We start from the raw sequence: 25,076 nt of genomic DNA on the forward strand, positions 1-25,076 counted from the left end.
AAGGGTCTTGGCGTTCATGAGGCGAGACTCAGCAGGGCTTCCTGGGAAAGAGCGGTATCGGTGCTGATGGTGACCAGGCGGCCACCCTTGAACACCGCGATGCGATCGCTCAGGTGGAGCAGTTCCGGGGCTTCGGACGAGACCACTATGGCCGCGCCGCCAGCCCGCACGAACTCGTCCAGCAGGTGGTAGATCTCCTGCTTGGCGCCTTCGTCGATGCCTCGGGTCGGTTCGTCGCACAGCAGGCACACCGGCTGGGTCGACAGGCACTTGGCGAGCACCACCTTCTGCTGGTTGCCGCCGCTCATGGAGGCCACCGGCAGATCCAGGGAGGAGATCTTGATCTGCAGGCGCTTGACCATGTCCCGGGCCAGCGCCTGTTCCTTGCGGGCGTTGATCAGCGACCAGCTCGACAGCTGCCGGTAGGCCGACAGGGCAATGTTGGACAGGATGCTGCTACTGAGCACCAGGCCGCTGTCCTTGCGGTCTTCGGTGACCAGCGACAGGCCGGCGCGAATGGTCGCCGCCGGTACGCCGACCGGCAGCGGCCGGCCTTGCAGGCTGACCGTGCCGGCGTCGGGTTCGGTGAGGCCATAGAGGCAGTTGAGGAATTCGCTGCGGCCCGAGCCCATCAAGCCGTAGATGCCGAGGATCTCGCCCTGGCGCAGTTGCAGGCTGATGTCCTGGAACTCGCCGTCGCGGCTCAGTCCCTGGACTTCCAGGCAATTGTGCGCCGCGCATTCGCGCCCGACCTTGTGGTCGATGCGTTGCAGTTCCTGGCCGACGATGCCGCGCACCAGGTGGGCGCGATCGATGTCGGCCATGCGCCCGCTTTCGACGAAGGCGCCGTCGCGGAAGATGCTGTAGTCGTCGGCGATCTGCGCCAGCTCGCTCAAGCGGTGCGAGACATAGACGATCCCGGCGCCGCGGGCGGTGAGGCGGCGGATGGCCTTGAACAGGGTCTCGGCTTCGCGCTCGCCGATGGCCGAGGTCGGCTCGTCCATGATCATCACCTGGCAGTCATGGCTGAAGGCCTTGGCGATTTCCACCAGTTGCACCTGGGCCACGCTCAAGCGGTGCATGGGGCTGTCGGGGTCGACCTCGAACTCCAGGCTTTCCAGCAGCTCGCGGGTGCGCCGGTTGAGGGCCTTGCGGTCGACGATGCAGCCGGCGCGGCGCGGTTCACGGCCGAGCCAGATGTTCTCGGCGACGCTCATGTAGGGAATCGGTTCCAGCTCCTGGGTGATCATCGCCACCCCGGCGGCCAGCGCCTCGCCGGGGCGATTGAACTGCACCGGGCGACCGTTGAGCGCAATGCTGCCGGCGTCACGCTGGGTGATGCCCATCAGGATGCTGAGGAAGGTGGATTTGCCGGCGCCGTTGCCGCCGCACAGGGCATGCACGCTGCCGGCACGCAGGGCGAGGCGGCCATCGCGCAGGGCAGGGATCCCGGCATAGGCCTTGGCGACATGTTCAGCCTGGAGCAGTAATGGCGTGGCCATCGGCGTGTCCTCGTGCTGTGAATTCTTATTAGGTCGCAGAGTCATGTTTCGCTGTGATCATATGTGTATCAAATGAAATTCTGATCAGTCAATCTCTTTCACGGTAAATCTGTATCGGCGGTCACTCGTGCATTCGTAACCCTTTGTGTAGGGCTTTGACTCGGCTGTCAGGTAAATCCTGCTTGACAGTCAGGGGGTGAATGCCTGAGAAATGACTGAACAAAGTTTCATATAGTGATCATATGATCAGTCTTGCTCTCACCCAGACAGCGGAGCGAAATGCCATGAACACAGCCTTTTCAGTGGCCATCGGATGTGATGAAGCGGGTTTCGAGCTCAAGGAGTTGCTCAAGCGCCATATCGAGACCCTGGGCCATCCGGTGGAGGACTTCGGCACCCATTCCCTGGAGCCGGTGCTCTATCCGGACATTGCCCTGGCGGTGGCCACGGCCATCGGCGCCGGGCATCACCGCCTGGGGGTGCTGGTCTGCGGCACGGGCATCGGCATGGCCATCTCGGCCAACAAGGTGCCGGGCATCCGCGCGGCCCAGGCCCACGACACCTATTCGGCCGAGCGCGCACGCAAGAGCAACGATGCACAGATTCTCTCCATCGGCGCGCGGGTGGTGGGGGCCGAGCTGGCCAAGAGCATCGTCAAGTCGTTCCTCGAGTCGGAGTTCGAGTCCGCGCGCTCGGGGGCCAAGGTCGAGCGGATCAACGCCATCGAGCGCGACGGCCACCGGTAGGCGCCGGCTGCCGTGGAGCCCGCTGCCCATGGGGCAGAACCGGCTGTAGACGCGACCTGCATCGACTAGAGAGAATGCGCCTTTGATGCCCATACGGAAGCCAGTCCACATGAGTGACAGTACCCCGCGCGGAGCCAGCGACATCGATCTGATGACCGAGGTGGCGATGCTCTATTACCTTGAGAACGTCACTCAGGAGGCCATCGCCAAGCGCTTCGACCTGTCCCGGGCCAAGGTCAGCCGCCTGCTCAAGCGGGCGCGGGACGAAGGCATAGTCGAGGTCCGGGTGCTGCAGCATCCGGCGATGAACAACGAGCTGGAGCAGGCGCTGGTGGAGCGCTTCCAGCTGGATCGGGCGCTGATCGCGGTCGACCACAGCGACCCCGACACCCAGCGCTCGGCGGTGGCCAGCCTGGTGGCCAACTACCTGAACAAGACCCTGAGCGACGGCATGATCGTCGCCGTCGGCATGGGCCGCAATGTCGGCGCGGTGGCCGACAACGTGTTCCTGCCGGTGACCCGCAACTGCACCTTCGTCTGCGCCATCGGCGGCTCGTTGCGCGCTGGCGAGTACATGAACCCCGACCATATCTGCCGGCGCCTGGCCCTGCGTTTCGGTGCGGAAAGCGAAACCCTGTACGCCCCGGCGCTGGTGGCCAACCCGGAACTGCGCAGCGTGCTGATCAGCAACGACACCGTGCGTTCGACCCTGGACCGCGCCCGGCGCGCCGACATCGCGCTGATCGGCATCGGCGACATGAGCGAGAACAGCAACATGGTGCGCATGGGCTGGTTCTCACCCCAGGAAATCGCCCAGGCGCGGCTGTCCGGAACCGTGGGCGACATGATGGGCTACGACTTCATCGACATTCATGGCCAGCCGGCGGTCAACGCCATCCAGGGCCGGGTGATCGGCCTGACCGTGCAGGAGCTGGTGCGCATTCCCGATGTGGTGGCCATCGCCAGTGAGAACACCAAGGCCGCCGCGACCCTCGGCGCCTTGCGTTCCGGAGTGATCAACACACTGGCGACCACCGTGACCAATGCCCATACCATCCTCGCGTTGGACGATGCGACCCGTAAGGGCTGAGGTCGCCAGAGCGCTTCACGGGCCAGCCTGCTCCTGCAAAAAGTGGCCTTTGCAGGCGTGGGCCGGTTCGCGATAACGCTGGCCCAGGCAGTGCCCGATAAGATCTTGAAATGATTTCCCGATAGGAAATCTCCCTTGAGGTTGTAGGATTCAAGTCCGTTTTTCTTCACAGGACTTGCATGAACACCCTCTCGGAGCCTCCCAGTCGTCCCTGTTCCTGGACGCCTCATTCTTTCCCCGCTCGATCCGCCTTGCGGTGCCTTTCGCCAGTCATAGGGCGCGGCCGTTACCCCGAACCTGTTGTTTTTCGCTGCTCGCCGCCGGTTGTCGCAACCGTTGGGCGCTGGCCTGCGTTCGCCGCTCCAAGGCCTTTTGGCCTTGCCTTGCCGTGCCCGGCTGTCTGATTTCACTGGAGAGATAGAGTCGTTTTTATGGAATGGATAATGGACCCCACTGCCTGGCTTGGCCTGTTGACCCTGATCGTGCTGGAGCTGGTGCTGGGTATCGACAACCTGGTGTTTATCGCGATCCTCGCGGACAAGTTGCCACCCCACCAGCGTGACCGCGCGCGGATCATCGGCCTGTCCCTGGCGCTGATCATGCGCCTGGGCCTGCTGGCGAGCATTTCCTGGTTGGTGACCCTGACCGCGCCGCTGTTCGAGGTGTTCGGCAAGAGCTTCTCCGGCCGTGACCTGATCATGCTGTTCGGCGGTGTGTTCCTGTTGTTCAAGGCCACCATGGAATTGCATGAGCGCCTGGAAGGCCATGTCAGCCAGCGCACCGGCAACGCCGCTTACGCATTGTTCTGGCCGATCGTGGCGCAGATCGTGGTGCTGGACGCGGTGTTCTCCCTGGACGCGGTGATCACTGCCGTGGGCATGGTCGACGAACTGGCGGTGATGATGATCGCGGTGATCATTTCCATCGGCCTGATGATTGTCGCCAGCAAGCCGCTGACCCGCTTCGTCAACGCCCATCCGACGGTGATCATGCTGTGCCTGGGCTTCTTGATGATGATCGGTTTTGCCCTGACCGCCGAAGGCCTGGGCTTCCATATCCCCAAAGGCTACCTGTACGCGGCCATCGGCTTCTCGATCCTGATCGAGCTGTTCAACCAGATCGCCCGTGCCCGCCGCAAGAAATCCATGCAGGGCCTGCGGCCGATGCGTGAGCGCACGGCCCATGCGGTGATGCGCCTGCTGGGCGGTCGCCAGTTGGCGGTGGAGGAGGTGGGCGAGGAGATCGTCGATCTGCTGGACAATGGCCAAGCGCCGAGCGCCGAGCTGTTCGACCGCCGCGAGCGGGTGATGATCAGTGGCGTGCTGCAACTGGCCGAACGGCCGATCCGCAGCCTGATGACCGTGCGCGCCGACGTCGACTACATCGACCTGGCCGACGATGCCGAAGCCATCCGCAACAAGCTGATGCATTCGTCCTACTCGCGCCTGCCGCTGATTCGCGATGGCGCGGTGGAGGAGCCGCTGGGCTTCGTGCACAAGAAAGAGCTGCTCAAGGAATACCTGGCCGGCAACGAGCCGAACCTGGAGCACCTGGCGCGCACGGCGATCAACCTGTTGGACAGTTTTTCGATCCTCAACGCCCTGGAACAGATGCGCAAGGCCTCGACCCACATCGCGTTCGTGATCAACGAATTCGGCGATTTCGTCGGCGTGCTGAGCATGACCGACATCCTCGAGTCCATCGCCGGCGAGCTGCCCGACGCCAGCGAAATCGAAGGCCCGGACATTGTCGAAGAGCAGGGCGGTTTCATGGTCAGCGGTGCCTTGAACCTGGCGCAGATCCGCCAGCGCACCGGCTTCAACGCCGAAGCCACCGAGGACTACCAGACCCTGGCCGGGCTGGTGATGAGCCTGCTGGACCGCTTGCCGGTGATTGGCGACCGGCTGCAATGGCAGGACTGGACGCTGCAGGTGGTGACGGTGGAAGAGCGGCGGGTGACGCGGGTGCTGCTCAGCCGCGAGGGCGAGTAACCGAGGTCGGCCAGCTGGCTGGCCGCCGTCGCCCTCACTGCGGTTGAAGCCTTGCGTCTATTCCTGCACCATCGCCGCCCGCTTGTTCAATGGATGGAAGAGAAATATGCGCAAGGTTCGCATGGGCGCGGTACGCGGCAGGGCCGTCATGGGGGGATGCTGCCTGTTCACCCTGGCGCTGCTTGGCGGTTGTGATGACCAGGATGCGGCACCCGCGGTGGCGCACCCGGTGGTGGAAATAGCCCTGCATGAGCCCATCGCCCAGGTGCTCGCCCGGAGCCCGCTGCGGTTTTCCAAGGACTGTCTGAAACCCGTCAGGATGTGCTGGTACGAAATCGAGCGCTCCCCCAATGACAAGAACCTGCCGGTCGCCCTGATCGGCGGTGGCGAGCATGCGCTCAGGATCGAACAGGTCTCGGGGATCAGCACGGTGATCGACGAGGCCCTTGGAGATACGGTCAGTAATATCGACATCAACTTACGAGGGCTGCCGGACAACAGCCCCTATACCGAGCAACAGGCCTTCATTCTCCAGCGTATCGCCGAGCTCAAGAGCGCTGGCTGGAAGCGTTACTACCTGCCCTCGGAGCCGCGGGTTTCCGGCTCCCAGGCCGACAAGATTCCCTCTGGCGACAATGTGCTGGGCCACTACGTGCTCAACCATCCCTGGCTCGACCCGGATTACCCGATCCCGCTTGAGCACTGGCTGCACGATAAGTCCTTCTACAGCTGGTACTTCCATCGGGACGACGCCTACCTGCATGTCTGGTCCTGGTGTTGGGATGACAGGCAGGCGCCCATGGAGCGAGCCACTTGCCTGACCACCCTGCAGTTCCAGAGCGAGTACGACTTCTGGTCGTCCAGCTTCGAGGAGAACGAGCGACCGCGCTGGAAGGAGCTGATGCCCGCCAAGCTGGCCAAGGACCGGGAGACGCGGCGAGGGGTGGAAGAACAATTGCGGGCCGCCGGAATCGAGATCGACGACAGCTACCAGGATCCGCCGATCAAGGCGCTGGCACCCTGAGCGCCTGAGCTGTCGAGGGGCAGTGGGATCACGGGTGAAAGGTGTAACGATCCTTGCCCGTGTGCTTGGACTGGTACAGCGCCTTGTCCGCCTTGACCAGCGCCTGGTTCAGGCTGTCGCTGTCCTCGACCCGGGCCAGGCCGATGCTGATGGTCACCGGGTGGCGGGCCGGCGCTTGGCGCACCACCTGGCACAGGCGTTCGGCCAGTTGCTCCACGTCGCTGCGGCGCACGCCGCACAGGTAGATGGCGAACTCCTCGCCGCCCAGGCGCGCGTAGTCGAAACCGGCCATGACCGTGCTGATGTCCGCGGCCACCTGCTTGAGCACCTCGTCGCCGCTGTCGTGGCCGTACAGGTCGTTGATTTTCTTGAAATTGTCGACGTCGATCATCGCCAGGTAGTGGTCATGCTCCCGGGGTTGCGCCGCCAGTTGTTCGCTGGCGCGGGCCATGAACGAGCGGCGGTTGGGGATGCCGGTCAGGGTGTCGTTGTAGGCCTGTTCCAGCAACAGCTTGGACATGATGTAGGTGTGCAGCTTGGCCTGGCGTAGCTTGATGAAGCTGTAGAGGGTCAGGGCGGTGAGAAACAGCGCGTAGATCAGCAGCATGGCGCCCTTGAGTTCCAGCACCGAGGTCTGGGTCATGATGAACGGGTCGAGCACCACCCAGGTCAGCACGACGGTGGCGAAGAACGACCAGCGGCGCAGGGGCAGCACCGAGGCACTGTAGAGCATGCTCGAGGCGCCGATGATCAGCCAGTCGGGGCGCAGCTCCAGCGGCATGCCTTCGATCACCAGGCGGATGCCCGCGCCGATGATCAGCACGAAGACCAGGTTGAGCCACTGGAAGTGCCGGACCTTTTTGGTGAAGGCCAGCACGATCGCGTTGATCGCCAGCGCGGCCAGGAACGCCATCGAGTACAGGGTGAAGCCCTGCTTGCCGGGGAAGCTGACGATCAGGTTGAACAGCAGCCAGATGCTGATGCTGGCGACGTAGATCAGCAGGCAGAAACCGTGCAGCCGCTCGAAGTCGTACTGGGCGAACTCGGCCTTGAGGGCCGGCGGCGTGGCCTGTTTCAGCACTTGCGCTTCAATGGTCTTGAGCATTGCGGGCCTTGGGCGTGAACGGGTGGGCGGGGGCGACAAGCCTCCTGGCGAGCGCGGACTGCGCAGGGTCCCGGGGCTGAATGAAAGCAGTGGGCGTGGGACTTGTCCAACTGCGGCGGGCGCCGCTGTGGGCGTCCTTCAAGGTCGTGGTGCGGCTTGTTTCAAGGTGACGTGGTGTTGGCGATCAGGTTGCGAGCTTGAGGGCGGTCGGAGTGCGCAAGCGTGGGGAGCATGCCGGCCGGCATGCGCAGTGGCGGAGGCCTCGACGAGGCCTCCGCGCCTGGGCTTCAGCCTGGCTGGCGCTGTTTCAGCGCCGCATCCTGGGCATTGAAGGTGCGCGCCGCGGCGGCCACTTCCTTGCGCACGATGGTCTTGCCGATCGGCGCCAGGGCGATGCCCGCCAGCTTCAGGTGCTGGATGCCGAAAGGAATGCCGATGATGGTGATAAAGCACAGCAGCGCCGACATCACATGCCCCAGCGCCAGCCAGATACCGCCGAACACGAACCAGAGCACGTTGCCGATCACCCCCAGGCCGCTGGTGCCGATATCGTCCTTGTTGTTCAGCTCGCGCCGGCTGATCGCCTCCTTGCCGAACGGAAAGAACGAGAAGGTGCCGATGACGAAACAGGCCCGGCCCCAGGGAATGCCGACGATGCTGATAAAGGCCAGGATGCCCCACAGCCACCAGCACAGGCCCATGAAAATGCCGCCGAGGATAAACCAGAGAAAATTGCCGATGGCGCTCATGTGAAGCTTCCTTGTTTGAACCGTGAAGGGTATCGAGCAGGCCCCGTTCGAGGCCCGTGCAGGTATAGACGCTTATTCCTTGCGCCGAGTCAGACCGGAGACGATCGCCACCAGCAACAGGCTGATGCCCCAGCCGATGAGGGTTTCGAGCCACACCAGAAAGCGGACGCTGTGCCCCCAGTCCCAGTTCCAGAACTCCAACCAGGCATTGGGGGAGGGCGTCGTGGTGATCGGTCCCCAATCTTTCTCCTGTTGCAGATCGACCAGTGACAACAGGATATCCAGCGAGTAGGCGCCAGGGCTGAAGCCAGTGTACTCACCACGCAAGGCATCGCAGGTGTACCAGTTGCCGATCCCTGAGGGGATCGGCGTATCGGGCGAGCGCTTTTGCCAGCCCTCTCCATACTCTTTTCGGCAGGTGGTATAGGCGTCGTTCTGGAACACCAGCGGGTTGCTTGGGGCGAACACGTTCTGCTCGACGGCGGCGTACCAGTAGACGGTGGTGAAGAACAGCCAGATGCCCAGTATCCAGGCCAGCAGGCGCATGGGGCGATAGCCGTAACCAGTGAGAGCGCCATAGAGCACGTGAGGGATCAGGCCCAGCCAGCGAAACCCTGGCCACCATCGAGCAGTACCCTGGCCTACCAGCCCCACTTTGCGTAGCCGCTTCTCGAAGGCGATCCCTACTTTTCGAGCCTCTTCGGAGTGGCCCATTTCTTCAAAAACTTTCTGCAGATGACGCCAGGGTTGGGGGCGAAATTCGCTGTTACTACCTTTGAGACCGTCGTTTCCGCTGTTGGCAGGGTTTTGGCTGTTCAACCAAGCAATACGGGTTTCTGCGGTGAGCGGGATACGGCTATTTATAAAGTTGTAGATGAAGCCATTGAGTGATAGTTCGTTTCCCCAGGTTTTCTCATCATCAGTCAGGCTCTTCACATGGGAGCCATTGAATGCGGCCATTCTGAGTGGTGAGGGAAAATCAGTCATTATCAGGGAGCTGCCTACTTGCATCCCTTGTGCCGATAGGCAGTTCTCTCCATTTTCTTGAAAATGTGCGCCTCTCAGGCTGAGTTGCCCGGCAATACGAGCACCTGAAATACGCACTAGACCAACTGAGTGAAATCCTTTTGTCAGGTAGACCCCACCTTTAACAAGGATGTTATCTGCATTAAAGGCGGGGCCTTTGATAGCTATAAATTTGCAGTTGCTGCAACTCAATTGATTATCTATCAGGGCACCGACCAGTGAAAATCCACCAATCACTTTGGATTTGTCTTCAACCCGTATCACGCTACCGACAGAGATTCCCCCCATCAGTAGGGCCGGCTCTCCTAGGCCATATAGGTAACTGCCTCTTATATATATCGATCCGCCTATTTTTGCGGCTATCAGCTGGATTGTGCCGTGGGAATAGACCTTATTCAGGTATAACGAGCCGGAGATGGATGCTCGAGAGGCGACAAGTCCGGGAACGGCGCTGAAATTCAGGTTCAGCGAGCCCTTCAATTGCATGTCTTCTAGGTAAAGCGGCTGAAAGCACAAACAGTGCTCCAGCGTGACGCTTATATTTATCTCGGCACCACGCAGATCCAAGACCCCCACGATGTAGGCACCGCGCAGATTGATGCCTCGTTCATGTACCGGGTTTTCAGCATCGCCACCCAAGATGAGAAAGCGAAGAAAGCGGGCGCGCACCTTGTTTTCTTTTGTTCCGGTCTCCGGCCGACTATCGGCGATCCTGGCCAGGGAGCCAGATGCTGCATGTTCCAGCAAGATTCTTTCTGCAGCCGTCAACTCACCGAAGTGCTCCAGCAAACGACCGTTTGGCAGGGGCTTCAATGGACTTCCCCCAGCAGGTTTGTGGGGGTGGGCTGTGGTTTGCTGCTGCAACCAACGAGAAAGGAAAAGGCGCAAGGCACAAGCAAGGGATGCATGGAAACTTCCGTGTAGAATCGCCGGGCGGCAAAAAAAGTGGCGTTATGCTATCGACTTGCCGCAGCCAACAAAAGCAGAAATCCATGCATTGCAGGGTGAGCCCTAAAAATCGCGGGTGCCTCAATCGTGAGTAACCGAAGCACTGAATCCTGTGCTCCCCACGCTGTTTTCCCTTTTCACCCGAGAGTTTCGAACAAATGGAATTGAGCCCGTCCATTGCGCACCGCTGCAGCGCGGCGCAAGTTGCCGTTGCTCATTGCCAGCCTGCTGGTGCTCGCCGGCTGCCAGACCCAGGCCGTCACCCCGGCTCAACCGCCTGCGGCCGATGATATCCAGCAGCAGAAAATGAACTCGTTCGCCCGGCAGTTCAGTGGTGTGCTGGTGCGCAATGCCTTTGCCGCCAACGGCCAGGGGCTGGTCAGTTCGGTGGACCTGAAGGTGAAGATCAACCGCTAGAACCAGGTGCTCAGCTGCGATATCCGCCCCAAGGCCCAACTGGCCCCGGTCCCGGAAAGCCTGGCCCGGCAAGTGTGCTGGGACAGCCTGTTCCCCGAGATGCCGGCCGAGCTGTTCGGGCCCGAGGGCGAGCAGGAGATTGTTGTGCCGATGGTCTTGATCCTTATGGATGAGTCGACACCGGAGCGGCAGCGGCGGCTGGACGCGGTCGAAGCCTATGCGCAAAGCCGCTTCTTCTGGACGCAGACTTTGGGCAAGCAGCCCGTCGACAGCATTGGCAAGGCCCATGTGCGGTTCGTCGCCAATGCCCAGGGGCAGGTGCAGGAGTGCCTGGTGAACCTCGATCCGGTTGGCGAACGACGGGACGCTTTCAAGCTGGACAGCGACCTGCAGGCGCGCCTGACCGCGCAGTGCAAGCAGATCAACCTGCGGCAGATGCCCGGCTTCAAGGTGGGCGACAAGGGGCTGGCGCGGGGCAATGTGCTGGTCGAATACGCGCCGTGGAAAGGCGGTCCGCAACACAACTGAGGGTCGTGCTCCGGACCTGGGATGCTTCAGGGATCGACCTGCGCCATCAGCTCCGGCACCGACTCGGGGCGTTTGGCGTAACGCTGGGCCAGCACCGCACAGACCATCAGCTGGATCTGGTGGAACAGCATCAGCGGCAGGATCAGTACGCCCATGGTGCTGCCGGCGAACAGCACCTGGGCCATGGGCACGCCAGTGGCCAGGCTTTTCTTCGAACCGCAGAAGAGGATGGTGATGCGGTCTTCCTGGTTGAAGCCGAAGAGCTTGCTCAACAGGCTGGAGGCCAGCAGCGCCAGCGCCAGCAGCACGCCGCAGGCCAGCACCAGCCCGGCCAGGTTCCACAACGGGATCTGGTGCCAGATGCCTTCATTCACCGCCTCGCTGAAGGCGCCGTAGACCACCAGCAGGATCGAACCCTGGTCGACGAATTTCAGCCAGTTCTTGTTGCGGCCCACCCAGGCACCGATCCAGCGGCGGGCGATCTGCCCGGCGATAAAGGGCAGCAGCAACTGCACGCTGATCTTGATGATGGCATCCAGGGTCGAGCCGGCATCGCCGTGCACATTCAGCAGCAGGGTCACCAGCAACGGCGTGAGGAAAATCCCGAACAGGCTGGACGCCGCGGCGCTGCAGATCGCCGCCGGCACGTTGCCCCGCGCCAGGGAGGTGAAGGCAATCGCCGACTGCACGGTGGCGGGCAGGGCGCAGAGGTAGAGCATGCCCAGGTACAGCTCGTTGCCGATCAGCGGCGACAGCAGCGGCTTGAGCGCCAGCCCGAGGATCGGGAACAGCACGAAGGTCAGGCTGAAGATCAGCAGGTGCAGGCGCCAGTGGCCGGCCCCGGCGATGATCGCCTCGCGCGACAGCTTGGCGCCGTGGAGGAAGAACAGCAGGGCGATGGCGGCGTTGGTCAGCCAGCCGAAGCCTAGCGCCACCTGGCCGCTGGCCGGCAGGAAGCTGGCCAGCAGCACCACGCCGATCAGGGTCAGGGTGAAATTGTCGGGCAAAAGACGTGAGCGACTCATAACGGGATCATCCAGGGGTTGCCAGGGCGGTGGGCCGACTCTAACGTGATGGTGGACTGCCGACTAACGCCAATGAGCCAGTAAATGCCGCCTAAAGGACATGAAAAGATCGTCCGCCGCAGTATTCCCGGTCTGCCGAGCCTGCCTCGACCGGTGTACGGCCGCACCGAATCCCTGCCCAATCGGGCGCTGACCCGGCGCCACAGCCACCCCTGGGTGCAATTGTCCTACGCCATCCAGGGCGTGCTGGAAGTGCAGACCAGCGCCGGGCGTTTTGTCGCCCCGCCGCAGCGGGCGGTGTGGATTCCGGCCGGCATGCCGCACAAGGTGTTCAGCTCGCCGCGCACCGAAATGCGCAGCCTGTACCTGGATTGCCGTGTCACCGCCTGGGCCGGTGCGACCTGCCAGGTGCTGGCGGTGAGCAGTCTGCTGCGCGAATTGATCCGCGCCTTCAGCGAGCTGCCGGTGGAATACGCTGAAGACGGCGCCGACGGCCGCCTGGCCCAGGTCCTGCTGGACCAGCTGGCCGCCGCGCCGCAACTGGACCTGATGCTGCCGCTGCCCCAGGACCCGCGCCTGCGGCAGATCTACCGCAGCCTGCAAGCGCACCCGGACCAGCCGACCACCCTGGGGCAATGGAGCGAGAAATTGGGCGTGACGGAGAAAACCCTCAGCCGCCTGTTCCTGCAGGACACCGGCCTGACCTTCCGCGCCTGGCGCCAACGCCTGCGCCTGCTGGGCGCGCTGACGCCCCTGGAGCAAGGCGAGCGGGTGACGGACGTGGCGCTGGCCTGCGGCTACGACTCGACCTCGGCCTTTATCGCGGCGTTCCGCCAGCAGTTCGATGCCACGCCTGGGGAGTTTTTTCGCCAGGCCTGATCGCCACCTGTAGGAGCGAGGCTTGCCTGCGATAACGTCAGTGGCCGCCCCCTCAACCCTGGACCTTGCCCCCGTCATCCAGCGCGAACGGCCACCGCGTCATGCAAAAAACTAAGCCGGCGTCAGCCGTTCAATCCTGGCCGGCGCAGCCACAACCAGCGGCGCAAAGCTATGGGCCTGGGCCATGTTCCACATACGCGCATAGAACTCCGAGCTGATCGGCCGTTGCAGCAGCTCGCCCGGTTCGAGGAACACGTGGATCTGCGAGAACAGCCGCACCTCGGTGGTGGTCATGCGTCGTACCAGGTGCTTGGCCTGCAATTGCGCCGGGTGGTCGAGGCCGGCGGCGCTGAGCATCTCGCCGAGGGCGACCAGGGTGTTGCGGTGGAAGTTGTGCACCCGCTCGGCCTTGTCCGTGACCTGCAACGCCTTCTGGCGCAGCGGGTCCTGGGTGGCGACGCCGGTGGGGCATTTGTTGGTGTGGCAGCTTTGCGACTGGATGCAGCCGATGGCGAACATGAAACCGCGCGCGGCATTGACCCAGTCGGCGCCGATGGTCAGCACGCTGGCGATGTCGAAGGCGCTGATCACCTTGCCGCTGGCGCCGAGCTTGATCTGTGAGCGCAGGCCGGCGCCGACCAGAGTGTTATGGACGAACAGCAGGCCTTCGCGCATGGGCATGCCGATGTTATCGGTGAACTCTCGGGGCGCGGCGCCGGTGCCGCCTTCCTTGCCGTCGACCACGATGAAGTCCGGCTGGATGCCGGTCTCGAGCATGGCCTTGACGATCGCCATGAACTCCCAGGGATGACCCACGCAGAACTTGAAACCCACCGGCTTGCCACCGGACAGGTTGCGCAACTTGACGATGAATTCCAGCAACTGGATGGGCGTGCTGAACTCCGAATGCCGCGCCGGCGACACGCAGTCATGGCCCATCTGCACGCCACGGGTCTGGGCGATTTCGGCGGTGACCTTGTGCTTGGGCAGGATGCCGCCATGGCCAGGTTTGGCGCCCTGGCTGAGCTTGATCTCGATCATCTTCACCTGTGGATGGCTGGCCTGCTCGGAGAAGCGCTGGGCATCGAAACGGCCGTCCAGGGTGCGGCAACCGAAGTAGCCGCTGCCGATTTCCCAGATCAGGTCGCCGGCGAACTCCTGGTGATAGGGGCTGATGCTGCCTTCCCCGGTGTCATGGGCGAAGCCGCCGAGCCGGGCGCCTTTGTTCAGGGCGCGGATGGCGTTGGCGCTCAGCGCGCCGAAGCTCATGGCCGAGATGTTGAACACCGAGGCGCTGTAGGGCTGGAGGCAGTCCGGCCCGCCGACCACCACGCGGAACTGGCTGGGGTCGCAGGCATCGCCCGGGACCATGGAATGGCTGATGAATTCGAAACCGGGCTGATAGACGTCGGCCAAAGTGCCAAAGGCCTTTTCCGCGGGCTGGTTCTTGGCGCGGGCGTAGACCATCGAACGTTGCGAGCGGGAGAAGGGCAGCTTCTCGTCGTCGCCTTCCAGCAGGTACTGGCGGATCTCCGGGCGAATCGACTCGATCAGGTAGCGGATATTGCCGATGATCGGGTAGTTGCGGCGCACCGCGTGATGGCTCTGCAGCAGGTCATTGAAGCCGACCAGGCTGAGCACCCCGGCCAGGATAATCAGCCCCTGGCCCCAGAGGCTGGCGGGCCAGAACAGCAGGCCGAACAAGGTCAGGGCAAGGCAAAGGGTCAGGGTCGCGTAGCGACTCAACAGCGATATTTTCATGATCGTTCCTTGGGCAAATCGCAAGACATGGGTTCCGGCGGGCAGGCAGGGCGGGCTCAGTCCGAGTTGCGGATCTGTTGGTAGCGCTCTTGCAGCTCCTGGCGCTGTTGTTTGCGCAGCAGGCCCTGGGCGTAGCGGCGTTTCTCGATAGCGGTTTCCGGCACGAAGGCGCGCACCGGGTGCGGGCGTCCATCGGGGTCGACGGCGACCATGGTGAAGTAGCAACTGTTGGTATGGCGCACCGTGCGCTCGTGGATGTTCTCGGTCATCACCTTGACCCCGACTTCCATCGAGGTGCGCCCGGTGTAATTGACCGAGGCCAGGAAGGTCACCAGTTCGCCGACATGGATCGGCTCCTTGAAGATCACCTGATCCACCGACAGCGTGACCACATAGCGCCCGGCATAGCGCTTGGCGCAGGCGAAGGCCACCTCGTCGAGCAGCTTGAGCAGGGCGCCGCCGTGCACGTTGCCGGAGAAATTGGCTTTGTCGGGCGTCATGAGCACGCTCATGCTCAATTGATAACTGCCTGGTTCCATGGGTGACCTCATCAGGGGCGTCGGGGCTGCCCGTTGGCTCGCAATGGCCGGCCTAGGGCCTGCGGACAGCTTTTGGCTGGAGGTCGGAAGGGTACTCAGAAGCGTAGATAGTTAGCTAGCTATCATTTGAAATGAGCTGTTGCGGGGATTGCAATAATGCGTGGGGAAGGGGAGATACCTGATCCACGATTTGAACGAGAGGGGCGCTACGGTAGCGACTGTTTCTTTGCATGACACCGACCTGTAGGAGCGAGATTGCTCGCGCTGCCGTTTTTTGGACGGTGTCATGGGTAGCCAAAAAAATTGAATGCAGGGTCAATAATGATAACGACGGATTGCTTGTTCAAGACGGAAATCCGTCTTCGGAGGATTGTCCACGAGCCGCGCAACAATGAAGAGCTTATCGACATCATCGATCATGTGTCGCATGTAACAGTTGACCATTCGATAGCGTTCTATGGCGAAATAGGTGTTCATTATTTTGATTTTTTCGTCCATATCACCGTCATCACCTACGGCGCCACTACCTGGTCCGAAAACATTGTGGCTTTCAAACAGCAGGTAGCCACCCGGCTTTAGAAACGACACCAGGCGCTTCATGTAGTTTTCAAACCCCATATTGAGGTTGCCATCAATGGTGTGATGATTGGAAAACGACAGCACTACATCAAATTTTTTATCTGTGGCAAATACCGAAAAATCGCTTTCTATAAACTCTATATTGTCGCGCTTCAAATAACGCGCGGTATCCTTCGCCACTTTATTGAGAAAAGGGTTGAGTTCGACGGCTGTCACGGATTTCGCCAGTCGCGAACAATATACTGAGACAAAACCGCAGTTGCTGCCGATGTCCAGTACGTCAGCGCCCTTCAATTCTTCATCAATGGCGTATTGCTTGAAGCGAAAACCCGTAGGCTTCAGGCCTGTGATTCCCAGTTCTTCCAAGCCCTGATAGAAATATCCCTGGCTGTATTGTTGCTTCTTTGGCCAGTTCTTCTGCTGCTCCTTCAAATGCCCTCGCAAACGCTTCTGGATGAAAAGCGTGCCTTTGAAGAGCCCCTTCCAGAAATCAAAAAATGAAAGTCTGATGCTGTATGGAATTTCCATTGATAACCCTGAAATAAGACGTCGATGCTGGTGGTTCTTGCATGCTATCGGCCGCAGGTGGGTTCACATTAGGCGGGCAACCTGAACAAAAGCGTGGTCATCACGACCAACCTCAGCTTCTCGGAATGATCGAGCGTATTTGGCGATGCCAAGATGATCACGGCGTTGCTGGATCGGCTGACACACAACTGCCACATCGTCGAAACGGGCAACGAGTCTGTCTGCAACACAGCAGCTTGGTCGCCCAGACAAAGATCAAATCAGGTGAACGAAAGCGCAAGGACGATGACGGTACCGAGGACGATGAGCCGTTTTGATCTGCACCGAAAATACCTGCCGCATGCCTACTTGCGGTGGGTCAGTTTTCAATCAGCGTCGACACATATCCATTCCTGCGGTCACGGCGGCTTATGGTTTCGCCCTTACGGCGGGGACACTGCTATCTGGTTTCTGGTGCAGTTCATCAACATGGGTAACAGAACAGTTCAATCACATAGGTGACAGGTTTTAACTGATGCTTGAGGTGATCACTGCTTCTGTAGGAGCGAGGCTTGCCCGCGATGGCGGTGGTGGCTTCGCTGGTGATGTTGGACGGGGTACATATCCATTCCTGCGGTCACCGCCGCTGGCGGTTCCGCCCTTACGGCGGGTCACTTTTTTTCAAACGCCGGAATGCCGGCCCAGCAAAAAGTAACCAAAAAACGCTTGCCCCTGCGTACGGCCCTCGCTGCGCTCGGGTTCCCTCGTTACGGTGTCCATCAGGGGGCATCGCCCTCCGGTTGGCTTCGCTTCAACCTCCATGCGACGTCCTCGACTGCGTCGAGGGGCGCTGCGCGCCATCCCCCTGATGAACACCTCCACTCGGCCTCCCGATGGGGCGGGTGGATCAAGATCAAAAACAAAGCCAAAGCCAAAGCCAAAGCGCAGCAAAGGCTAAGACGGTTCGGTTAAGGCTCTGGCAGCTCCATTGCCCGTTGTTCTGCCACGTGCAACACATCGCATCCGTCCTGCAACAGCAAGGTTGCCACGCTGGAGAAGCGCATCAGGTCGAGGTCGTCGGCGTTGCGGCTGGTCATGCCGGACACGCTGTCCAGCATGTCCCGGGCAGCGCGGATGCGCAGACCGGCATAGGTCAGCAGGTCAAGCAAGGGGGCTTGAGGGTTGATAAAGGCGACAGGGTGGTCGGTGGTGTTGGAGGTGGTGAGGGGTTGAAAATCCATAACGGTGACGCTCCATGAAGGAATTTTAGGGTTTGCTCATGGAGATTCGGACGGCCAAATCCGGTCGCAGCGTTGGGAGCGACGAAACGGAATATAGGAGGTGTATAGCGGGGTAACAAGCCTGGAGAGCATGTTTACACCAGATACAGAAACGCCTTACACGAGCCGTCATTAATGGCTGAATAAATGGGGGGTAGCAGCATTTGTTTCAGGCCTGTTCTCTATCTCCTTGGTTCCAGATGTGTTGCCTATCCTCTGTTATCCCTCTCTTTCCCATGGCACACTCTTCGTGAATTTTCCGTTGTTGTATATTTTTATCCGTTATAGCGGAATAAATGCCTCCTGAAATTACACGAAGCGCCTTTTTAGGAACGGCTTATTCTGCTCAACCTTCCCTTTAGTCAGGAGAACACCCCATGAGCATCACTCGCTACGGCACCGGCAGCACCGCAGGTGGTGGCCAGCCTCGTCCTTTCGCTCGTGCCGTTGAGGCCGATGGCTGGTTGTATGTGTCCGGTCAGGTGCCGGCACTGGATGGCGAAATTATTCATGGCGGCATCGTTGAGCAGACGCATCAGACGATGCGCAATGTGGTGGCGATTCTGGAGGAGGCGGGGTACGGCCTGGAGGATGTGGTGCGGGTCGGGGTGTGGCTGGAGGATCCGCGGGATTTCTGGAGTTTCAACAAGGTGTTCGGGGAGTATTTCAAGCCGGAGCATGCGCCGGCGCGGGCTTGTGTGCAGGCCAGCATGATGGTGGATTGCAAGGTTGAGATTGATTGCGTGGCGTACAAGAAGAAGGGCTGATGTGCGGCGTTTTGTAGACGCCTGTAGCCGCTGCCGAGCCTTGGCGAGGCTGCGATCGACCGCGAAGCGGGCGCGCGGTCTTGAGATCGTTGAAGGTCCTGCGGACCTTATCGCAGCCTCGCTGGGGCTCGGCAGCGGCTACAGGGATAGGTGCAATGCCGGGTTTTGGGCGCGCCGGGAATTTCGTGATTTGTAGGAAATGGCACTGATATGACCGAAGACACCATCAAGCGTCGGGCCAAGGGGTTGGACCGGGCGTTCGATATTCTCGATTTCCTCAAGGAGATCGGCCAGCCGTTGCGGCCCCACGATATCGCCAAGGGCATCGGCAGCCCCAAGTCCACGGTGTACGAGCTGGTGGCGTCCTTGCTGGAGCGGCGGATTCTCGAGCCGGTGGGCCAGGATGGGCATGTGTACCTGGGCCGTCAGCTGTACTTCCTGGGGCAGGCCCATCTGCGCCATTTCGACCTGACGCGCGAGGCCGACTCGGCCTTGCAGGAGATCGTCAGCCAGACCCGCGAGACCGCGCAGATGTGCCTGCTCAACGGGCGCAAGTACACGGTGGCGCTGATGAAGGAGGGCGAGCGGCATTTTCGCATTTCCTCGAATATCGGCGAGAACGCGCCGATTCCCTGGACCGCTTCCGGGCGGCTGTTGCTGGGGCATTTGAGCGATGAGCAGATCGTCGAGTTGATCGACGAGCGCGACTTCATTCTCCCCGACGGGGAACGCCTGTCTGTGGCGACTTTCCTGAAGGAAATCCGCCAGGCCACGGAGGACGGTTTTTTCTCCTTCGACAGCGTGGCCGACACCTTTACCCATTGCTTCGCCGCCCCGGTGCGGGACGAGCGCGGGGTGTGCATCTGCACCCTGTGCATCGTCGCGCCACGGGCCGATGCCCAGAACAATTACGCCGACTATCGCCGGGTGCTGATCGACAGCGCGAATCGCCTGGCCCGTCGCATCAACGACTAGCGTCAGCCCCAATGGCTGCACTGTAAGGAGTTCGAATATGTCTTCTGTATTGACCAACGCAGCGGTGGAAAAGGGCGCGGCCCAACCCGGCGTCAGCCTGGTGCGCGACGTCAGCCTGCCGGCCCTGGTGCTGCACCGCGCGGCGCTGGAGCACAACATCCGCTGGATGCAGAAATTCGTCAGCGACAGCGGCGCCGAGCTGGCGCCCCACGGCAAGACCAGCATGACCCCGGCGCTGTTCCGTCGGCAGCTGGAGGCGGGTGCCTGGGGCATCACCCTGGCCACCGCGGTGCAGACCCGTGCGGCCTACGCCCACGGCGTGCGTCGGGTGCTGATGGCCAACCAGCTGGTGGGCACGCCGAACATGGGGCTGATCGCCGAGCTGCTGGCCGACCCGACGTTCGACTTCTATTGCATGGTCGATCACCCGGACAACGTCGCCGACCTCGGGCAGTTCTTCGCCGCGCGCGGGGTGCGCCTGAACGTGATGATTGAGTACGGCGTGGTCGGCGGTCGTTGTGGCTGTCGCAGCGAGCAGGAAGTGCTGGCGCTGGCGCAGGCGATCCAGGCGCAGCCGGCCTTGGCCTTGTGCGGCATCGAGGGCTACGAAGGGGTGATCCATGGCGATCACGCGGTGAGTGGTATCCGGGAGTTCGCCGCGTCCCTGGTGCGCCTGGCGGTGCAGTTGCAGGACGACGGGCTGTTCGCCATCGACCAGCCGATCATCACCGCCTCGGGTTCGGCCTGGTATGACCTGATCGCTGAGTCCTTCGAGGCGCAGAACGCCCAGGGGCGTTTCCTCAGTGTGCTGCGGCCCGGCAGTTACGTGGCTCATGACCATGGCATCTATAAAGAGGCGCAGTGCTGCGTGCTCGACCGTCGCAGCGACCTGCACGAAGGCCTGCGCCCGGCGCTGGAAGTCTGGGCCCATGTGCAGTCCCTGCCGGAGCCAGGGTTCGCGGTGATCGCCCTGGGCAAGCGCGATGTGGCTTATGACGCCGGCTTGCCGGTGCCGTTGCTGCGTTACAAGCCGGGCGTGCTGCCGGCCAAGGGCGATGATGTCAGCGCCTGCAAGGTCACGGCGGTGATGGACCAGCATGCGTTCATGACCGTTGCGCCAGGGGTTGAACTGCGGGTGGGGGACATTATTGCCTTCGGTACTTCGCACCCGTGCCTGACCTTTGATAAGTGGCGTACCGGGTTGTTGGTGGATGAGCGGCTGGATGTGCTGGAGAGCATGGAGACCTGTTTCTAGGTCGAGCAGCGCCGCGTTGCGGCTGATCGCGAGCAAGCTCGCTCCTACAAGGGCAACGCTATCCCTGTAGGAGCGAGCTTGTTCGCGATAGGGCCCGCCCAGACAACACTTCCCGCAGAGACCTACCTATGAGCATTGCCAAACGCATCGCCCTGATCGGCGAATGCATGATCGAACTGCAACACCGCGCCGACGGCAGCCTGCAACAGAGCTTCGGCGGCGACACCCTGAATACTGCCGTGTACCTGGCCCGTGAACTGGGCGAGGGCGCTTGCGTCGACTATGTCACCGCCCTGGGTGACGACAGTTTCAGCGATGCGATGTGCCAGAGCTGGGTCGAGGAAGGCATCGGCCTGGGTTTGGTCCAGCGCCTGCCGGGGCGTTTGCCCGGGTTGTATTGCATCCAGACCGACGCCAAGGGCGAGCGGCGCTTTCTTTACTGGCGCAACGAAGCGGCGGTGCGCGACTGCTTCACCACCCCCGCGGCCGAGCCGATTTTGGCGGCGCTGCCGGCCTACGATGTGCTGTATTTCAGTGGCATCACCCTGGCGGTGCTGGGCGAGCAGGGGCGCAAGAAGCTGATCGGGACCTTGATCGAGGCGCGCCAGCGTGGGGCGCGGATTGTTTTCGACAATAACTATCGGCCACGGCTCTGGGCTTCGGTGGAGCAGGCGCAGGCGGCTTATCGCCAGGTGCTGGCCTATGTCGATCTGGCGTTGCTGACCGAGGATGACGAGCTGGCATTGTTCGGGTATGGCGACAGTGCAGCGGTATTTGCCGCTTACCCGGATATCCCGGAAGTGGTGCTCAAGCGTGGCGCCGAAGCGTGCCTGATCCGCTGTGGCGGCGAGTCGTTCGAGGTGCCGGCGCAGCGGGTGGAGCAGGTGGTGGACACCACGGCGGCGGGGGATTCGTTCAGTGCGGCGTATCTGGCGTGTCGCTTGCGCGGCGGTAGCCCGCAGCAGGCGGCAGAGGCGGGGCATCGCTTGGCGAGCCGGGTGATTCAGGTGCCGGGGGCGTTGATTCCAAGAACCTGAGGCAACCTGTAGCCGCTGCCAAGCCTTGGCGAGGCTGCGATCGACGGCGCAGCCGGCGCAAGGGCAGCATCCGCGATCAGTCAGATAGGTCACGTCGCCAGGTTTTGCGGCCCCTGCGGTGCCGATCGCAGCCTGCGGCAGCGGCTACAGTGTTGCAGCCGCGACGACGTAGCGGTCACGGGTGTTGCTTCAATCGCGGTAGAACACCTGCACCAGGTGATAACCGAACTTGCTTTTGATCGGCCCGTGCACGGTGCGCAGGGGCTTTTTGAAGATCACCTGGTCGATGGCCCCGACCATCTGCCCCGGCCGTACTTCACCCAGGTCGCCGCCGCGTTTGCCGGAGGGGCAGGTGGAGTATTTCTTTGCCAGCACGTCGAAGGCCTCGCCCTTGGCGATGCGCTGCTTGAGCTGTTCGGCCTCTTCGGCGGTTTTCACCAGGATGTGGCGGGCTTGGGCTTTCATGGGGCAGTTACCTTGGAACGGTGCGGACGGCGGTCGCGGATTATGCCTGAAATCAGCCCAGCTGGCCGATCATCTGACGAATCTTCTGGGCCAGCGCCTCGATGGAAAACGGCTTGGCGATCAGGTCCATGCCGGCGTCGAGAAAGCCCTGGCGCTCGGCGGCCTTTTCCGCATAACCGGTCATGAACAGGACCTTGAGCTGCGGCCGCTGCTGGCGGGCGATTTCCGCCAGTTGCCGGCCGTTCATGCCCGGCAGGCCAACGTCGGTCACCAGCAGGTCGATGCGCCGCTCGGACTCCAGCAACGGCAGCGCGCTCTTGGCGTCCTCGGCCTCGAAGGCGGTGTAGCCCAGTTCGCCCAGCACGTTGAGCACCAGCATGCGCACCGCCGGGTCGTCTTCCACCAGCATCACCGATTCGCCGGCCACCGCGTAGGGCGCTTCGACGCTGGCCGGTGCCGGGCTGTCGGCCTGGGCTCCGCTGTGCAGGCGCGGCAGGTACAGGCGCACGCAGGTGCCCTGGCCCGGTTCGCTGCTGATGGTCAGGTGGCCGCCGGATTGCTGGGCGAAGCCGTAGATCATCGACAGCCCCAGGCCCGTGCCCTGGCCGATGGGCTTGGTGGTGAAGAACGGGTCGAAGGCCTTGGCCAGCACCCGCGGGGTCATGCCGGCGCCGTTGTCGCTGACGCCGAGCATCACGTAGTCGCCGGCCTTGACCGGTTCCAGGGTGCCCAGGTCGCTGCCGTTGAGGTAGCTGTTGGCGGTCTCGATGGTCAGGATGCCGCCGTCGGGCATGGCGTCGCGGGCGTTGATCACCAGGTTGAGCAGGGCGTTTTCCAGCTGGCTGGCGTCGCTGTTGATCGACCAGACGTTGTCGCCCAGGTTCATCTTCAGCTCGATATGTTCGCCCTTGGTGTGGTTGAACAGGTCGTGCAGCGAACGCACCAGCTGGTTCGGTTCCAGCGGCCGGCGGTCCAGCGACTGGCGCCGCGAAAACGCCAGCAGGCGATGGGTGAGGGCGGCCGCGCGCTTGGCCGAGGACATCGCGGCCTCGGTGAAACGGCCGATCTCGGCGCTGCGATTGTCATCGATGTAGCGCTGCATCAGCTCCAGGCTGCCGATGATGCCGGTGAGCATATTGTTGAAGTCGTGGGCGATACCGCCGGTGAGCTGGCCCACGGCTTCCATCTTCTGCGCATGGCGCAGGGCGTTTTCGGCGCGCTCGCGCTCGAACATCTCGCTCTGCAGGCGCTGGTTGGCGGCGGCCAGCGCCTGGGTGCGCTCGGCCACCCGTTCTTCCAGGGTTTCGTTGAGGTGGCGCAGGGCTTCCTCGGTCTGTTTGCGCTCGGTCTCGTCGATCACGAAGATGTAGAAACCATTGATCGCGCCGTCGGCGCCGTAGCGCGGCAGGTACTTCATCAGCGCATGCCGCGCGCGCCCGTCGCGATGCGGTGAGTTGGCTTCGAAGCTGCAGGGCTTGCCGGCCAGGGCGGCGGCGATCTTGTCGGCGCGGGTGGCGTAGATCTCGTCCCCCACCACTTCGCGGATGGTCCGGCCGTACAGCTCCTGCGGGGTCAGGCCGTACCAGTCGAGGTAGGCGCTGTTGTTCAGGCGAAAACGCTCTTCGTGGTCGACGTAGCCGATCAGCACCGGCATGGCGTTGATGATCAACTGCAACTCGGTCTGGCTCTGGCGCAGCGCCTGTTCCATCTGCTTGCGGTCGGTCAGGTCCAGGGCGGCGCCGAGGAAGCGCACCGGCCGGCCGTGGTGATCCTTGTAGCAGCGCCCGCGGGCGAAGACCCAGCGGACCTGGCCGTCGGGCTGTTGCAGGCGGTATTCCTCGGCGTATTCGGTGCCGTGGGTGATGCAGTGCTTGATGCTGCGCGCCACCATGCCGCGGTCTTCCGGGTGCACGCCCTTGAGGTATTCGCTGATGGGCAGTTGCCCGGCCAGGGCCGGGTCGATGCTGTGCAGTTGGGCGAAGTGGGCGTCGGCGATAAAGCGGTCGTCGCCGATGTCCCAGTCCCAGGTGCCGACCGCGTCGGTCGCCGCCAGCGCCAGTTGCAGGCGTTCTTCGGTTTCGTGCTGGGCCTTGAGGCTGGCCGCCGAGCGCTGCTCCAGTTCCAGGGCGATGCGCCGCCGCTCGTTGGTTTCGATGCTGGTCACCAGGATCCCGGCGACTTCGCCGCTTTCGTCGCGGATCGGGCTGTAGGTCAGGTCCAGCCAGACGTCCGACTCGCGGCCGTGGCGCTGCAGGGTGAAGGGTTTTTCGCTGAAGGTGCGTACCTGGCCTTGCAGCACGGCGTGGTAGATCGGCGTGGTGAAGTCCTGGAGTTCCGGCCAGGTCAGGTGGGTCGGCTGGCCGAAGGCGCCAGGGTGCTTGTTGCCGGCCAGCAGGGCGAAACCGTCGTTGTAGATCTGCGTCAGCTGCGCGCCCCACAACAGCAGCATCGGCATCGGCGAATGAATCACGATGTCCACCGCGGTGCGCAGGCTCTGCGGCCAGTGGTCGACCGCGCCCAGCGGCGTGGCGGCCCAGTCCAGCCGGGCAATCAGGGTTTCGGCTTCGCTGCCGGAGGTGGGGGCGTTCATGTCGGGGCTGTCCTGAGCGTGCATCACGCCGGCATTGTAACCGCTGCCGCCGGCTGCGATCGACGGCGTAGCCGGCGCAAGGTCGGTTTCCGCGATCCGGCAGGTGGATCGGGTTGCCCGGTTTGCGGCCCTTGCGGTGCCGGGCGCAGCCTGCCGCAGCGGCTACAGGGACAACGATTTTCGCGGTTGGCCCGTTTTGCGGGGGAGGTGGAGTTTGTGGCGGGCAGGTCCGGCCTCATCGCGGGCAAGCCTCGCTCCTACAAGCGCAAACGACACGACTCTTCTGTAGGA

The 25,076-nt window shown here is 62.4% G+C and carries 22 protein-coding genes and 1 pseudogene; 12 read left to right on the forward strand and 11 right to left on the reverse strand.

The annotated features are described in order from the left end of the window. Positions 1 to 14 precede the first annotated feature (14 nt). Positions 15 to 1,502, reverse strand: a complete 1,488-nt coding sequence (locus DK261_RS20505) for a sugar ABC transporter ATP-binding protein (protein WP_110176241.1) — start codon at positions 1,500 to 1,502, stop codon at positions 15 to 17. Positions 1,503 to 1,786: 284 nt separating this feature from the next. Here DK261_RS20505 and rpiB point away from each other — a divergent pair, with 284 nt between their 5' ends. The 4 genes from rpiB to DK261_RS20525 all read left to right on the forward strand — a co-directional run bounded on the left by rpiB (position 1,787) and on the right by DK261_RS20525 (position 6,353). Further along, positions 1,787 to 2,248: a ribose 5-phosphate isomerase B gene (rpiB, locus tag DK261_RS20510; protein ID WP_016705333.1), complete on the forward strand. Its 462-nt coding sequence runs from the start codon at positions 1,787 to 1,789 to the stop codon at positions 2,246 to 2,248. A gap of 109 nt (positions 2,249 to 2,357) precedes the next feature. Next, positions 2,358 to 3,338: a sugar-binding transcriptional regulator gene (locus DK261_RS20515; RefSeq protein ID WP_016705332.1), complete on the forward strand. Its 981-nt coding sequence runs from the start codon at positions 2,358 to 2,360 to the stop codon at positions 3,336 to 3,338. Positions 3,339 to 3,769: 431 nt separating this feature from the next. Continuing rightward, positions 3,770 to 5,329: a TerC family protein gene (locus tag DK261_RS20520; protein ID WP_110176242.1), complete on the forward strand. Its 1,560-nt coding sequence runs from the start codon at positions 3,770 to 3,772 to the stop codon at positions 5,327 to 5,329. A gap of 106 nt (positions 5,330 to 5,435) precedes the next feature. Beyond that, positions 5,436 to 6,353, forward strand: a complete 918-nt coding sequence (locus DK261_RS20525) for a hypothetical protein (RefSeq protein WP_110176243.1) — start codon at positions 5,436 to 5,438, stop codon at positions 6,351 to 6,353. A gap of 28 nt (positions 6,354 to 6,381) precedes the next feature. On the opposite strand, the gene DK261_RS20530 is transcribed toward DK261_RS20525, so the two are convergent. The 3 genes from DK261_RS20530 to DK261_RS20540 form a co-directional block, all read right to left on the reverse strand. Next, positions 6,382 to 7,458 carry a GGDEF domain-containing protein gene (locus DK261_RS20530; RefSeq protein WP_016705323.1) on the reverse strand — a complete coding sequence of 359 codons (1,077 nt, stop codon included), beginning with the start codon at positions 7,456 to 7,458 and terminating at the stop codon, positions 6,382 to 6,384. 287 nt (positions 7,459 to 7,745) lie between these two features. Further along, positions 7,746 to 8,207, reverse strand: a complete 462-nt coding sequence (locus DK261_RS20535) for a YccF domain-containing protein (protein WP_009049642.1) — start codon at positions 8,205 to 8,207, stop codon at positions 7,746 to 7,748. Positions 8,208 to 8,279: 72 nt separating this feature from the next. Next, positions 8,280 to 10,046, reverse strand: coding sequence for a hypothetical protein (locus DK261_RS20540; protein WP_256597590.1), 1,767 nt, complete (start codon positions 10,044 to 10,046; stop codon positions 8,280 to 8,282). A 312-nt stretch (positions 10,047 to 10,358) separates the two neighbouring features. Here DK261_RS20540 and DK261_RS20545 point away from each other — a divergent pair, with 312 nt between their 5' ends. Beyond that, positions 10,359 to 10,598 carry a hypothetical protein gene (locus DK261_RS20545; RefSeq protein WP_028682895.1) on the forward strand — a complete coding sequence of 80 codons (240 nt, stop codon included), beginning with the start codon at positions 10,359 to 10,361 and terminating at the stop codon, positions 10,596 to 10,598. Between the two features lie 6 nt (positions 10,599 to 10,604). Then, positions 10,605 to 11,126 carry a hypothetical protein gene (locus DK261_RS20550; RefSeq protein WP_028682896.1) on the forward strand — a complete coding sequence of 174 codons (522 nt, stop codon included), beginning with the start codon at positions 10,605 to 10,607 and terminating at the stop codon, positions 11,124 to 11,126. A 26-nt stretch (positions 11,127 to 11,152) separates the two neighbouring features. On the opposite strand, the gene DK261_RS20555 is transcribed toward DK261_RS20550, so the two are convergent. After that, entirely contained in the window at positions 11,153 to 12,151 is a 999-nt protein-coding gene (locus DK261_RS20555) for a bile acid:sodium symporter family protein (RefSeq protein WP_016705320.1), read from the reverse strand. An 84-nt stretch (positions 12,152 to 12,235) separates the two neighbouring features. Between DK261_RS20555 and DK261_RS20560 the strand changes: the two genes are divergently transcribed. Beyond that, on the forward strand, positions 12,236 to 13,030 hold the full coding sequence (locus tag DK261_RS20560) for a helix-turn-helix transcriptional regulator (RefSeq protein ID WP_028682897.1): 795 nt from the start codon (positions 12,236 to 12,238) through the stop codon (positions 13,028 to 13,030). A gap of 111 nt (positions 13,031 to 13,141) precedes the next feature. Here DK261_RS20560 and DK261_RS20565 read toward each other — a convergent pair whose 3' ends face one another. The 3 genes from DK261_RS20565 to DK261_RS20575 all read right to left on the reverse strand — a co-directional run bounded on the left by DK261_RS20565 (position 13,142) and on the right by DK261_RS20575 (position 16,437). Further along, on the reverse strand, positions 13,142 to 14,791 hold the full coding sequence (locus DK261_RS20565; RefSeq protein WP_038633462.1) for an FMN-binding glutamate synthase family protein: 1,650 nt from the start codon (positions 14,789 to 14,791) through the stop codon (positions 13,142 to 13,144). A 56-nt stretch (positions 14,792 to 14,847) separates the two neighbouring features. Then, positions 14,848 to 15,330, reverse strand: coding sequence for an acyl-CoA thioesterase (locus DK261_RS20570; protein WP_009049637.1), 483 nt, complete (start codon positions 15,328 to 15,330; stop codon positions 14,848 to 14,850). Between the two features lie 315 nt (positions 15,331 to 15,645). Then, positions 15,646 to 16,437, reverse strand: coding sequence for a bifunctional 2-polyprenyl-6-hydroxyphenol methylase/3-demethylubiquinol 3-O-methyltransferase UbiG (locus tag DK261_RS20575; protein WP_038633459.1), 792 nt, complete (start codon positions 16,435 to 16,437; stop codon positions 15,646 to 15,648). A 90-nt stretch (positions 16,438 to 16,527) separates the two neighbouring features. On the opposite strand from DK261_RS20575, the pseudogene DK261_RS20580 reads away from it, so the two are divergent. Then, a pseudogene (locus DK261_RS20580) lies at positions 16,528 to 16,754 on the forward strand (ATP-binding protein); the annotation flags it as partial. Between the two features lie 630 nt (positions 16,755 to 17,384). Here DK261_RS20580 and DK261_RS20585 read toward each other — a convergent pair. Continuing rightward, positions 17,385 to 17,657, reverse strand: a complete 273-nt coding sequence (locus DK261_RS20585; RefSeq protein ID WP_038633456.1) for a hypothetical protein — start codon at positions 17,655 to 17,657, stop codon at positions 17,385 to 17,387. Between the two features lie 416 nt (positions 17,658 to 18,073). Here DK261_RS20585 and DK261_RS20590 point away from each other — a divergent pair, with 416 nt between their 5' ends. From DK261_RS20590 to DK261_RS20605, 4 genes are all read left to right on the forward strand, one after another. After that, positions 18,074 to 18,463: a RidA family protein gene (locus DK261_RS20590; RefSeq protein ID WP_028682636.1), complete on the forward strand. Its 390-nt coding sequence runs from the start codon at positions 18,074 to 18,076 to the stop codon at positions 18,461 to 18,463. Positions 18,464 to 18,673: 210 nt separating this feature from the next. Beyond that, positions 18,674 to 19,438, forward strand: a complete 765-nt coding sequence (locus tag DK261_RS20595; RefSeq protein WP_009049631.1) for an IclR family transcriptional regulator — start codon at positions 18,674 to 18,676, stop codon at positions 19,436 to 19,438. Positions 19,439 to 19,475: 37 nt separating this feature from the next. Next, complete coding sequence (locus DK261_RS20600; protein WP_038578033.1) at positions 19,476 to 20,693, forward strand: amino acid deaminase; 1,218 nt, start codon at positions 19,476 to 19,478, stop codon at positions 20,691 to 20,693. Positions 20,694 to 20,821: 128 nt separating this feature from the next. After that, positions 20,822 to 21,730, forward strand: coding sequence for a sugar kinase (locus DK261_RS20605; RefSeq protein ID WP_110176244.1), 909 nt, complete (start codon positions 20,822 to 20,824; stop codon positions 21,728 to 21,730). Between the two features lie 189 nt (positions 21,731 to 21,919). Here the strand turns inward: DK261_RS20605 and DK261_RS20610 are convergent, their stop codons facing one another. Both DK261_RS20610 and DK261_RS20615 read right to left on the reverse strand, forming a co-directional pair. Then, positions 21,920 to 22,195 carry a peptidylprolyl isomerase gene (locus DK261_RS20610; protein ID WP_007932676.1) on the reverse strand — a complete coding sequence of 92 codons (276 nt, stop codon included), beginning with the start codon at positions 22,193 to 22,195 and terminating at the stop codon, positions 21,920 to 21,922. A 52-nt stretch (positions 22,196 to 22,247) separates the two neighbouring features. After that, on the reverse strand, positions 22,248 to 24,785 hold the full coding sequence (locus DK261_RS20615) for a PAS domain-containing sensor histidine kinase (protein WP_110176245.1): 2,538 nt from the start codon (positions 24,783 to 24,785) through the stop codon (positions 22,248 to 22,250). Positions 24,786 to 25,076: the final 291 nt, after the last annotated feature.

This window comes from Pseudomonas sp. RW409 (assembly GCF_003184125.1).
Classification (GTDB): domain Bacteria; phylum Pseudomonadota; class Gammaproteobacteria; order Pseudomonadales; family Pseudomonadaceae; genus Aquipseudomonas; species Aquipseudomonas chlororaphis_I.